The sequence below is a fragment of the Streptomyces sp. MST-110588 genome (genome assembly GCF_022695595.1).
Classification (GTDB): domain Bacteria; phylum Actinomycetota; class Actinomycetes; order Streptomycetales; family Streptomycetaceae; genus Streptomyces.
Window position 1 is genome coordinate 2,030,331 of record NZ_CP074380.1, and the last position, 12,366, is coordinate 2,042,696.

General features: G+C 72.1%; 8 protein-coding genes and 1 pseudogene. 1 reads left to right on the forward strand and 8 read right to left on the reverse strand.

What is annotated here, in order from left to right; all coding sequences use genetic code 11:
• Positions 1 to 156: 156 nt before the first annotated feature.
• The 7 genes from KGS77_RS08815 to KGS77_RS08845 form a co-directional block, all read right to left on the reverse strand.
• Positions 157 to 1,857, reverse strand: coding sequence for a proline--tRNA ligase (locus KGS77_RS08815; RefSeq protein ID WP_242580078.1), 1,701 nt, complete (start codon positions 1,855 to 1,857; stop codon positions 157 to 159).
• Between the two features lie 153 nt (positions 1,858 to 2,010).
• Positions 2,011 to 2,547 (reverse strand): GNAT family N-acetyltransferase, encoded by a 537-nt coding sequence (locus KGS77_RS08820; protein WP_242580080.1) that lies wholly within the window; start codon positions 2,545 to 2,547, stop codon positions 2,011 to 2,013.
• Positions 2,548 to 2,661: 114 nt separating this feature from the next.
• Positions 2,662 to 3,507 (reverse strand): GNAT family N-acetyltransferase, encoded by an 846-nt coding sequence (locus KGS77_RS08825; RefSeq protein WP_242580082.1) that lies wholly within the window; start codon positions 3,505 to 3,507, stop codon positions 2,662 to 2,664.
• 91 nt (positions 3,508 to 3,598) lie between these two features.
• The gene (ispG, locus tag KGS77_RS08830) at positions 3,599 to 4,753 is read right to left on the reverse strand and encodes a flavodoxin-dependent (E)-4-hydroxy-3-methylbut-2-enyl-diphosphate synthase (RefSeq protein WP_242580084.1); all 1,155 of its coding nucleotides are present in this window, start codon (positions 4,751 to 4,753) and stop codon (positions 3,599 to 3,601) included.
• A gap of 228 nt (positions 4,754 to 4,981) precedes the next feature.
• The gene (locus tag KGS77_RS08835) at positions 4,982 to 6,286 is read right to left on the reverse strand and encodes a site-2 protease family protein (protein ID WP_242580086.1); all 1,305 of its coding nucleotides are present in this window, start codon (positions 6,284 to 6,286) and stop codon (positions 4,982 to 4,984) included.
• Positions 6,283 to 7,593: a 1-deoxy-D-xylulose-5-phosphate reductoisomerase gene (dxr, locus tag KGS77_RS08840; protein WP_242580088.1), complete on the reverse strand. Its 1,311-nt coding sequence runs from the start codon at positions 7,591 to 7,593 to the stop codon at positions 6,283 to 6,285. Before dxr ends, KGS77_RS08835 begins: the two co-directional genes overlap by 4 nt.
• A 279-nt stretch (positions 7,594 to 7,872) precedes the next feature.
• Positions 7,873 to 9,792 carry an acyl-CoA dehydrogenase family protein gene (locus KGS77_RS08845; RefSeq protein ID WP_242580091.1) on the reverse strand — a complete coding sequence of 640 codons (1,920 nt, stop codon included), beginning with the start codon at positions 9,790 to 9,792 and terminating at the stop codon, positions 7,873 to 7,875.
• 303 nt (positions 9,793 to 10,095) lie between these two features.
• Between KGS77_RS08845 and KGS77_RS08850 the strand changes: the two genes are divergently transcribed.
• Positions 10,096 to 10,488 (forward strand): GNAT family N-acetyltransferase, encoded by a 393-nt coding sequence (locus KGS77_RS08850; protein ID WP_242580093.1) that lies wholly within the window; start codon positions 10,096 to 10,098, stop codon positions 10,486 to 10,488.
• Between the two features lie 143 nt (positions 10,489 to 10,631).
• On the opposite strand, the pseudogene KGS77_RS08855 reads toward KGS77_RS08850, so the two are convergent.
• A pseudogene (locus KGS77_RS08855) lies at positions 10,632 to 12,091 on the reverse strand (aldehyde dehydrogenase family protein).
• Positions 12,092 to 12,366: the final 275 nt, after the last annotated feature.

Sequence of the window (12,366 nt, forward strand, 5' to 3'; positions counted from 1 at the left end):
CTCGAAGGCGTAGGGGTACGCAGCGGAAGTCGTAGGGGTACGGGGGCGAAAGGCGTACGGGGTACGTGGCGAGAGGTTCGCCCCGTACCCCGTACCCCGTACCCCGTACGCGGTTCAGCGGCCCGGCGCGTACCGCCGCCGGACCGGCCCGGTGCTTCAGGCGCTCAGCCGGGCCACGGCCTCCTCGACCGTCAGCTCCTCGCGCTCGCCCGTACGCCGGTCCTTCAGCTCCACCACGCCCTCGCCCGCGCGGCGGCCGGCGACCAGGATGGTGGGGACGCCCAGCAGCTCGGCGTCGGTGAACTTCACCCCGGGCGAGACCCCGGCCCGGTCGTCGACCAGGACCCGCAGGCCCGCGGCGCCGAGCTTCTCGCCGACCTCCAGGGCCAGCTCGGTCTGCTTGGCCTTGCCCGCCGCGACCACGTGGACGTCCGCCGGGGCGACCTCGCGGGGCCAGCACAGGCCGGACTCGTCGGCGGTCTGCTCGGCCAGGGCGGCCACCGCGCGGGAGACGCCGATGCCGTAGGAGCCCATCGTGACCCGGACCGGCTTGCCGTTCTGGCCCAGCACGTCCAGCTCGAAGGCGTCCGCGTACTTGCGGCCGAGCTGGAAGATGTGGCCGATCTCGATGGCGCGGTCGATGCGCAGGCCGGTGCCGCACTTGGGGCAGGGGTCGCCGGGCTCGACCACGACCACGTCCAGGTACTGGTCCACCTCGAAGTCACGGCCGGCCACCACGTTCTTCGCGTGCTTGCCGGGCTTGTTGGCGCCGGTGATCCAGGCGGTGCCGGCGGCGACACGGGGGTCGGCGATGTACCGGAAGGCCTCCCCTGCCAGACCCTGCGGGCCGACGTAGCCGCGTACGAGGTCGGGGCGGTCGGTGAAGTCCTCGGCGGTGACCAGTTCGACGGTGGCCGGGGCCAGGTGCTCGCCCAGCTTGCCGAGGTCCACCTCGCGGTCGCCGGGGACGCCCACGGCGACGATCTCGCCGTCCACCTTGACCAGCAGGTTCTTCAGGGTCGCGGAGGCCGGGACGCCCAGGTGCTCGGCGAGGGTCTCGATGGTGGGGGTGTCGGGGGTGTCCAGCTCCTCGACCGGGCCGTGCGCCGAGCCGTCGACGGGCTCGACCTTGACCGTGACGGCCTCGGTGTTCGCCGCGTAGTCGCAGGCCGGGCAGTCCACGAAGGTGTCCTCGCCGGCCGCGGCGGGGGCCAGGAACTCCTCGGAGGCGGAGCCGCCCATGGCGCCGGAGACGGCGGAGACGATGCGGTAGTCCAGGCCCAGGCGCTCGAAGATGCGGGTGTACGCCTCGCGGTGCAGACGGTAGGACTCCGCCAGGCCCTCGTCGGTGGTGTCGAAGCTGTAGGAGTCCTTCATCTGGAACTCACGGCCGCGCAGCACACCGGAACGGGGGCGGGCCTCGTCGCGGTACTTGGTCTGGATCTGGTAGAGGATCACCGGCAGGTCCTTGTAGGACGTGCACTGGTCCTTGACCGTGAGGGTGAAGATCTCCTCGTGGGTGGGGCCGAGGAGGTAGTCGGCGCCCTTGCGGTCCTTCAGGCGGAAGAGCAGCTCGCCGTACTCCTCCCAGCGCCCGCTGGCCTCGTAGGGCTCCTTGGGCAGCAGGGCGGGCAGCAGGACCTCCTGGCCTCCGATGGCGTCCATCTCCTCCCGCACGACGCGCGAGACGTTCTCCAGGACCTTCTTGCCCAGCGGCAGCCAGGTCCAGATGCCCGCGGAGTTGCGGCGGACGTACCCGGCGCGTACGAGCAGCTTGTGGCTGGCGGTCTCGGCGTCGGCCGGGTCGTCGCGCAGCGTCTTGATCATCAACCGGGACATGCGCTGGACCTGGGCCATGGTGATTCTCCTGCGTCGGAAAGGTAACTCCCAGGAGGTTAGCCGCCAGGGTCCGGCGCACGGAAATGCGTTACGGCACCCGCCCGGTCGGCGCCGCCCGGCAGCCGCCCTCCACCGCCCCCGCCGGCCCTGGCCGGGGCTCGCCAGGGCCCGTCAGCCGCGCTTGAGCGGCAGCGGCGCGCCCATCACCGCGTACGGGGCGGGCGCGCTGGGGAACAGGACGCGGCGGGCGATGTCCCGGTAGCCCAGCGAGCGGTACAGGGCGCGGGCCGGGCTGTCGGTGTCGATGGCGGACAGGATGCTGCGCGGCTCGCTCGCCTCGTCCGTGATGCGGGTGATCAGTGAGCGGCCGATGCGGCGGTTCTGGTAGGCGGGGTGGACGTGCAGCTCGGTGATCACGAAGGAGTCGTCGAGCCAGTGGTCGAGCTGCCGGGCGCGCAGGTACGGCTCCACGACCGTGGACCACCAGTGCGTACGGCTGTTGGGCATGCCGTAGACGAAGCCGACGAGGCGGCCGGCCGGGGTGGTGGCGCCCAGCGCCCGCGCGCCGGGGCAGGCCAGGTGCCGCAGCACGATGTGCCGGCGCACCCCGATCTCCTCGTCGGTGAGGCCGAAGGCCAGCGCCTGGACGGCGAGCGCGGCGTCCACACGGGCCGCGAGATCCAGGGGGCCGACCGCGACGTCATCCATGGTCGGGAGCGTACAAGGCCCGGGGCGGGAAGACGATCGGCCCCGGGCCCGCGGGCCGGGACACCGCCGACGGAGGTGCTGAACCGTTACGCCTGAGTTGTCGTGCGACGCCGTTCAGAACAGCACGCTCATGAACGCGCCGACCTCCTCGAAGCCCACCCGGCGGTAGGCGGCGCGCGCCGCGGTGTTGTAGTCGTTGACGTAGAGGCTGGCGAGGGGGGCGACGTCCTGGAGCGCGTAGCGCAGGACGGCCGCCATACCGGTCTCGGACAGGCCCTTGCCGCGGTGTTCGGGGGCGACCCATACGCCCTGGATCTGGCAGGCCCGGTCGGTGGCGGCGCCGATCTCGGCCTTGAAGACCACCTTGCCGTCCTCGACGCGGGCGAAGGAGCGCCCGGCGCCGACCAGTTCGGCCACCCGCGCCTGGTAGAGCAGGCCGCCGTCCCCGGCGAGCGGGGAGATGCCGACCTCCTCGGTGAACATGGCCACGCACGCCGGCATGATCAGGTCCATCTCGTGCTTGCGCACCCGCCGGACGTGCGGGTCCGGCGGGATGTCGGCCGGGAGCGTGGAGGTCACCATCAGGGGCTGGTGGGCGCGCACCTCGCGGGCGGGGCCCCAGTGGGGTTCCAGCAGCGCCCACAGCGCGGAGGTGGCGCCGGCCGGGCCGACGATGGAGGAGCAGCGGCGGCCCTGGCGGCGGGCGCGTTCGGCGAAGCCCCGTACGGCCTCGGGGCCGGCGCAGACGGGTACGAGGTTGGCGCCCGCGTAGCACAGGGACTCCAGCCGGCCGCCGACGTACCAGCCCCACATCTCGCCGCCCAGCCGCCAGGGGTCGAGCCCGGCGACCTGGACGCGGGCGGCGACGAAGGCGTTGGCGACCGGGTCGCGGTCCAGGACCGCCAGGGCGTCCTGAAGCTCTCCGGGCTGGAGGACCTTGACGGTCGTGGTCGTCAGCACGTGCGGGAAAGCCTCACCTTTACGGGCCTGGGGGCCAGGCGGGAGCAGGTCCTGGCACCATACCTCCCCGCGGCCGGAGGAGGCCGGTCCGCTAGCCGACGGAGATCTGGGGCTCGCCCGAGGCGATGCCGTCCTTCTCCATCTGCGCGGCGATCTTCATGGCTTCCTCGATGAGGGTCTCCACGATCTTCGACTCCGGCACGGTCTTGATGACCTCGCCCTTGACGAAGATCTGCCCCTTGCCGTTGCCCGAGGCCACCCCCAGGTCCGCCTCCCGGGCCTCACCGGGACCGTTGACCACACAGCCCATCACCGCGACCCGCAGCGGCACCTCCATGCCCTCCAGACCCGCGGTCACCTCGTCCGCCAGCTTGTACACGTCCACCTGCGCCCGCCCGCACGACGGGCACGAGACGATCTCCAGCCGCCGCTGCCGCAGGTTCAGCGACTCCAGGATCTGGATCCCGACCTTGACCTCCTCCGCCGGCGGCGCCGACAGCGACACCCGGATGGTGTCCCCGATCCCCTCCGACAACAGCGCCCCGAAGGCCACCGCCGACTTGATGGTGCCCTGGAACGCCGGCCCGGCCTCGGTCACCCCCAGATGCAGCGGATAGTCGCACTGCGCGGCAAGCTGCCGGTAGGCGTTGACCATCACCACCGGGTCGTTGTGCTTCACCGAGATCTTGATGTCGCGGAACCCGTGCTCCTCGAACAGCGACGCCTCCCACAGCGCCGACTCCACCAGCGCCTCCGGGGTGGCCTTGCCGTACTTCTGGAGCAGCCGGCGGTCCAGGGACCCGGCGTTGACCCCGATCCGGATCGGGGTACCCGCGTCCGCAGCCGCCCGCGCGATCTCCTTGACCTTGTCGTCGAACTGCTTGATGTTGCCCGGATTCACCCGCACCGCCGCACAGCCCGCGTCGATCGCCGCGAAGACGTACTTCGGCTGGAAATGAATGTCCGCGATCACCGGGATCTGCGACTTCCTCGCGATCACCGGCAGCGCGTCCGCGTCGTCCTGCGTCGGACAGGCCACCCGCACGATCTGGCACCCCGACGCCGTCAGCTCCGCGATCTGCTGCAGCGTCGCCCCGATGTCCGAGGTGCGCGTCGTCGTCATCGACTGCACCGACACCGGCGCGTCTCCGCCCACGGCAACCGGGCCGACCTGGATCTTGCGGCTGACGCGGCGGTCGGCGAGCTTGGTCGGTACGTCCGGCATTCCCAGTGAAATGGCAGTCATCTGGCGAGCAACCCCAAGGTATGAATCAAGGCCCCGAATTCGGCGGGCTCCGACCTTCGAGATTACGGCACCGAGGTTGCCGTGAGCACATCGCGCCCCATACGCACTGCCGTACGTACCCGGTTTCACGCAAGAGCCGGACGGGTGATGTGCGCACGCCGGACGGTACGGCGTCCCGGGCCGGCCGGTGCGGTGTCACGGGCCGGCCGGCCCTTTCCCGTACGGCGGCTATCCGGTGAGCTTGACCGGATTGACGACGTCGGCGACCAGGACCAGAAGGGTGAAGCAGATGAAAATACCGGCCACGACGTAGGCCACCGGCATGAGCTTGGCCACGTCGAAGGGTCCGGGGTCCGGGCGGCGGAAGACCCGGGCGAAGGCCCGCCGTGCCGACTCCCACAGGGCGCCGGCGATGTGCCCGCCGTCCAGGGGCAGCAGCGGCAGCATGTTGAACAGGAAGAGGGAGAGGTTGAAGCCCGCGACCAGGAACAGCATGGTCGCCACCCGCTGCTCCGGCGGGATGTCCAGGGAGAAGACCTGGCCGCCGACCCGGGCCGCGCCGACCACGCCCATCGGGGAGTCCTGCTTGCGCTCGCCCCCGTTGAAGGCGGCGTTCCACAGGTCCGGGATCTTGCCGGGCAGGTTGACCAGGGATTCCACACCCTGGGTGACCATGCCGCCCATACGGTCCACGGACTGGCCGAAGGACTGCTTGACCACGCCGCTGGCCGGGGTGAAGCCGAGGAAGCCGGCCGTGACGAACTCGCCCTTGACGTATCCGCCGTGCCCGTCGGTCCGGGCGACCTTGTTCTCGATGAGGTCGGCGTGCAGTTCCTTGCGCGCGCCGTTGCGCTCGACGACGAGCGTGGCGGGGCCGGTGGTGTCCCGGATGTTGCGCTGGAGGGTGTCCCAGTCCGGTACGTCCCGGCCGTTGAACGTCACGATCTTGTCGCCGGGCCTGAGGCCCGCGGCCTTGGCCGGGGAGTCCTTGGCGCCCTTGGGGCACTTGTCGGTCTTGGCGGACGCGGCGATCACGCAGTCCGAGACCGAGCCGACCCGGGTGGTCTGGGTGTTGATGCCGAAGCCCATCAGGACGCTCATGAAGACCACGACCGCCAGGACCAGGTTCATGAACGGCCCGGCGAACATCACGATGACGCGCTTCCAGGGCTTGCGCGTGTAGAACAGCCGCTTCTCGTCGCCGGGCTGGAGCTCCTCGAACGCCGCCGAGCGGGCGTCCTCGATCATGCCGCGCCACGGGGAGGTGGAGCGGGCCTGGAGCTTGCCGTCGTCACCGGGCGGGAACATGCCGATCATGCGGATGTAGCCGCCGAGCGGGATGGCCTTGATGCCGTACTCGGTGTCGCCCTTCTTGCGGGAGAAGAGCGTCGGCCCGAAGCCCACCATGTACTGGGGCACCCGGATGCCGAACATTTTCGCCGTGGAGAGATGGCCCAGTTCGTGCCAGGCGATCGAGAAGAGCAGGCCGACGACGAAGACGACTATGCCCACGATGGTCATCCAAGCCGTCATGCGCGAGCCTCCGATGTCATGCGCGCCGCACGCGCGGCCAGTTCTCGGGCGCGGGTGCGCGCCCAGGTCTCCGCCTGCAAGACGTCCGCGACGGTCAGGGAGGTTCCCCGGCCGGGCGCACCGCCGTCACCGGCGCCCGGGCCCGGGGTCACCGCGCCGGACGACAGGCCCTCCGAGACGACCTCGGCGACCGTATCGACAATTCCGGTGAACGGCAGCCCGCCGTGCAAGAACGCCTCCACGCATTCCTCGTTCGCCGCGTTGAAGACGGCCGGCGCGGTACCGCCGAGGCCGCCGACATGGCAGGCCAGCGGCACGGACGGGAAGGCGTCCTGGTCCAGCGGGAAGAACTCCCAGGTGTGGGCTTTGGTCCAGTCCACGCCGGGCGCCGCGTCCGGCACCCGCCCGGGCCAGCCCAGGCCCAGCGCGATCGGCATCCGCATGTCCGGCGGGCTGGCCTGCGCCAGCGTCGAGCCGTCGGTGAACTCCACCATCGAGTGGACGTAGGACTGCGGATGGACGACGACCTCGATGCGCTCGAAGGGCACGTCGTAGAGCAGGTGCGCCTCGATGACCTCCAGCCCCTTGTTGACCAGGGTGGCGGAGTTGATGGTGATGACGGGGCCCATCGCCCAGGTGGGGTGCGCCAGCGCCTGCTCGGGTGTGACACCGGCCAGCTCCCGCTTCGTACGGCCGCGGAAGGGGCCGCCGGAGGCGGTGACGACCAGCTTGCGGATCTCGCCGCGGGCACCGCCCAGCATCGCCTGGAAGAGCGCGGAGTGCTCGGAGTCGACGGGGATGATCTGGCCGGGCGCCGCGAGGGCCTTGACCAGGGGGCCGCCGACGATCAGGGACTCCTTGTTGGCCAGGGCCAGCACCCGGCCCGCTTCGAGGGCGGCGAGGGTGGGCGCGAGGCCGATGGAGCCGGTGATGCCGTTCAGGACGGTGTGGCAGGGGGAGGCCGCCAGGTCGGTGGCGGCCTGCGGCCCGGCCAGGACCTCCGGCAGCCGCTCGGCCGCGCCGTACCGCGCGGCCAGTGCCTCGCGCAGCGCCGGTACGGCGTCCTCGCGGGCCACCGCGACCGTACCGGCCCGCAGCCGGTGCGCCTGCTCGGCGAGCAGGTCCACCCGGCCGCCCGCCGCGGACAGCGCGGTCACGCGGAAGCGGTCGGGGTTGCGCAGCACGAGGTCGATCGCCTGGGTGCCGATGGATCCGGTCGAGCCCAGGATCACGATGTCGCGCGGTCCGTCGTCCGCGGCGGCGGCCGGCGTGAAGCGCAGATGCGGGTCAGCGAGGAGGTCCGTCATGGGGACCATTGTGGCCGGTCCGGCCGGTCTGCCGGACAGTGCGTCCGGTGAGCGCGGCGCGCGCCGTGCGCCGCCCGCCGTGCGCCGCCGCCCGCGCGGGGGCGCCTGCTGCCGGGCGCCCGCGGCCGTCACGGAGGGCCCGCGTCCACGTGGGCCGCCCGTGACGGATCCGCCGCGCATCCGGCCGGCCCGGCTCGGCCGCGCATCCGGCAGGCTCGGTCACCCTCGCTCGAATCCGGTCGGATCCGGCCGGCTCCGGTCCTCTCCGGTCCTCTCCGGTCAGCGGATCGGGCGGTGGACGTTCTCTTTGCGGGCCGGGCCCGGCGTGGCGTCGGCGATCCACGGGCCGTCGCCGCTGGGGTCCACCACGCCCTGCTCCAGCCAGGCGTACGTACCGCTGAGCACCCCGGAGACGACCTTGCGGTCCAGGTCGTCGGTGTTGGTCCACAGCCGCGTGAAGAGTTCCTCGGTCCGGATGCGGGCCTGCCGGCAGAAGACGTCGGCGAGCTGGTGCGCCTCGCGTCCGTGGTCGTCGGTGGCCCGCAGGTGCTCGGCCCGTACGCACGCCGCGCTCATCGCGAACAGCTCCGCGCCGATGTCCACGACCCGGCCCAGGAAGCCCTGCTTGGTCTCCATCCGGCCCTGCCAGCGGGACATGCCGTAGAAGGTGGAGCGGGCGAGCTTGCGGGCGGCCCGTTCGACGTACCGCAGGTGGGGCGCCAGGTCACCGAACTCCGCGTACGTACGGGGGAGCTGCCCCGGCCCCGCGACGAGCTTGGGCAGCCAGCGGGCGTAGAAGGAGCCCGCCTTGGCCGCGGCCCGGCCCTTGTCGGCCAGCGACTTCTCGGCGTCTATGAGGTCACCGGCGACCGACAGGTGGGCGTCCACGGCCTCCCGCGCGATGAGCAGGTGCATGATCTCGCTGGAGCCCTCGAAGATCCGGTTGATCCGCAGGTCGCGCAGCATCTGCTCGGCGGGCACCGCGCGCTCGCCGCGGGCGGCCAGCGACTCGGCGGTCTCAAAGCCCCGGCCGCCGCGGATCTGTACGAGTTCGTCCGCCATCAGCCAGCCCATCTCGGACCCGTACAGCTTGGCGAGCGCGGCCTCGATGCGGATGTCGTTGCGGTCCTCGTCGGCCATCTGGGAGGCGAGGTCGACCACGGCCTCCAGGGCGAAGGTGGTCGCGGCGATGAAGGAGATCTTCGCGCCCACGGCTTCGTGCTTGGCGATCGGCTTGCCCCACTGCTCGCGGGCCGCGGACCACTCACGGGCGATCTTCAGACACCACTTGCCGGCGCCGACGCACATGGCGGGCAGCGAGAGCCGCCCGGTGTTCAGGGTGGTCAGGGCGATCTTCAGGCCGGCGCCCTCGGGGCCGATGCGGTTGGCGGCCGGGACCCGGACCCGGTGGAAGCGGGTGACGCCGTTCTCGATGCCGCGCAGGCCCATGAAGGCGTTGCGGTTCTCCACCGTGACGCCTTCGGAGGCCGCCTCGACGACGAAGGCCGTGATGCCGCCCTTGTGGCCCTCGCTCCTGGGGACCCGGGCCATCACGACGAGGAGGTCGGCCACCACGCCGTTGGTGGTCCACAGCTTGACGCCGTCCAGGATGTAGGAGTCCCCATCGGGTACGGCGGTGGTCGCCAGCCGGGCCGGGTCCGAGCCGACGTCCGGCTCGGTGAGCAGGAAGGCCGTGATGTCGGTACGGGCGCAGCGCGGCAGGAAGGTGTCCTTCTGCTCCTGCGTGCCGAACAGCTTCAGGGGCTGGGGTACGCCGATGGACTGGTGGGCCGAGAGCAGGGCGCCGATGGCGGGGCTGGCGGAACCGGCGAGCGCCAGGGCCTTGTTGTAGTACACCTGGGTCAGGCCGAGGCCGCCGTACTTGGTGTCGACCTTCATCCCGAACGCGCCCAGTTCCTTCAGGCCGTCGATGGTCTCGTCGGGAATCCTCGACTCGCGCTCGATGCGGGCACCGTCGATCTTCGTCTCGCAGAAGTCGTGGAGCTTGGTCAAGAACGCCTCGCCGCGCTGGGCGTCCTGTGCGGCCGGGGTGGGGTGCGGGTGGATCAGGTCGAGCCGGAAGCGCCCCAGGAACAGTTCCTTGGCGAAGCTGGGCTTGCGCCAGTCCTGTTCACGGGCCGCCTCGGCGACCTGACGGGCCTCGCGCTCGGAGACGTTGCGGGTGGACGGAGCGGTCATGGAGGGCTCACCTCGCCGCGGAGTCGGGTCGTCCTGTACCGGTCCGCCGGTCGGCTACCGGTCAGTGCTACTTGTGAGTCTCTACCCGATCCGCAGAACTTGCACCAGCCTTCGCGCCACCGGACCCGCCCGCGCGGCCGTCCGCGGGCGGCCCCTGGCGGGGATCATGGGCGTACACCGCCCGCCGATACGGAGGCAACCGCCGTGACACACCACGCACAGCCTTGGGGAAACACGGAGCCCGAACAGGGCAAGGGGCCCGGGCAGAACGGGGAGCCTTTGCACGACGAGGGCGGAGAGCGCTTGCACAACACGGTGCTGACAGTCGCTCCGGCGCTGACCGACGAGGAACTCAACGCCCTGTTCGCCGCCGCCTGGCCGGGCCACCGGCCGGCCCCCTTCGCCCGGCGCCTGGCCGCGCACAGCCTCACCTGGATCGCCGCGCGCCGCGACGGCCGGCTCACCGGCTTCGTCAACGTCGTCGGCGACGGCGGGGAGCACGCCTTCGTCCTGAACACGACCGTCCACCCCGACCAGCGGCGCCGGGGGCTGGGCGTACGGCTCGTACGGGCGGCGGCCGAGGCCGCGCGCGGGCGGGGGGCCACCTGGCTGCACGTGGACTACGAGGAACACCTGACGGGGTTCTACGCGCGGTGCGGCTTCGGGACGACCGCGGCGGGGCTGATGCGGCTGTGACCGCGGGCCCCGCACACGCGTGGGCCCCGTACACGCATGAGCCCCGCCTCCGCCGACGCGGGCGGGAAGCGGGGCCCGCGCATGAGGGCTCGACGCCTTCACATAACGGCTGTCCCTACAGGTCCAGTACGGGTCCAGTCCCCCTACAGGTCCAGTCCCGTCATGACCATCACCCGCTCGTACGTGTAGTCCTCCATCGCGAAGCGGACGCCCTCGCGCCCGACGCCGGACAGCTTCGCGCCGCCGTAGGGCATCTGGTCGGCGCGGTAGGACGGTACGTCGCCGATGATCACGCCGCCGACCTCCAGCGCGCGGTGGGCGCGGAAGGCGGTCTGGAGGTCGTGGGTGAAGACGCCCGCCTGGAGGCCGTACTTGGAGTCGTTGACGGCGGCGAACGCGGCGGCCTCGCCCTCGGTCCTCGTCACCGTGAGCACCGGGCCGAAGACCTCCTCACGGGCCAGGGTCACCCCGGCGGGCACCTGCGCCAGCACGGTCGGGGCGTACGAGGCGCCCTCGCGCTTGCCGCCCGTCAGGAGCTGCGCGCCCGCCCGTACGGCCTCCTCCACCCACGCCTCGACGCGGCACGCGGCCTCCTCGCTCACCAGCGGGCCGACCTCGGTCGCCTCGTCGGACGGGTCGCCGGTGACCTGCGCCTCGACCGCCGCGACGATCTTCGGCAGCAGCCGGTCGTACACGGACGCGTCGGCGATCACCCGCTGCACCGAGATGCAGGACTGGCCGCCCTGGTAGTTGGAGAAGGTGGCGATACGGGACGCCGCCCAGTCCAGGTCCGCCTCGCTGGAGTAGTCCGCCAGGACCACGGCCGCGCCGTTGCCGCCGAGCTCCAGCGTGCAGTGCTTGCGCGGCACCGACTCCATGATCGCGTAGCCGACCTTCTCGGAACCGGTGAAGGAGACCACCGGCAGCCGCTCGTCCTGGACGAGCGCCGGCATCCGGTCGTTGGGCACCGGGAGGACCGACCACGAACCGGCGGGCAGATCGGTCTCGGCCAGCAGTTCGCCCAGGATCAGCCCGGAGAGCGGGGTGGCCGGGCCGGCTTGAGGATGATCGGGGCGCCCGCCGCGATCGCCGGGGCGACCTTGTGGGCGCACAGGTTGAGCGGGAAGTTGAAGGGCGCGATGCCCAGGACCGTGCCGCGCGGGAAGCGGCGGGTCAGCGCGAGCCGGCCGGTGCCGCCCGCGTCGGTGTCCAGGCGCTGCGCCTGGCCGCCGTTGAAGCGGCGGGCCTCCTCGGCCGCGAAGCGGAACACCGACACCGCACGGCCGACCTCGCCGCGCGCCCACTTCATGGGCTTGCCGTTCTCCGCGGAGATCAGCCGGGCGATCTCCTCCGTACGCTCCGCCAGCCGCCGCTGCACATGGTCCAGGGCGGCGGCCCGTACGTGGGCGGGGGTGGCGGCCAGCTCGGCCTGTACGGCGACGGAGGCGGCGACGGCCTCCTCGACCTGGGCCTCGGTGGGGACGCTCACCGTGCCGACGAGCCGGCCGTCCCAGGGGGAGGTGACGTCGAAGGTCTCCTCGCCGGCGGCCTGGCGGCCGGCCAGCCAGAAGGCGGTGGGGGCAGCAGCGCTGGGGGTTGGCACAGTGGATCCCGGCCCTTCCGAAATGGTGGGGTACGTGCGGTGTCGCGCAGCCCGGCGGGCGGCGCACCACGGGGGCGGTGCGCTGCTCCACTCGGCCGGCGCGGTGCCGCTTCGCAGCGGCGTTCGAGACTCCCCCACCGTAGAGCCGCATCCCCGCCACGCCCTTTGTCCGGGGCGGCACACTTTCCCCCGCTCCCCCGCCGCTTTGGCGCGTACGGCCGGGCAGGTCCGGTGCGGCGGCGGAGGCAGTCGGCGCCACACCGGCCTCCACGCCC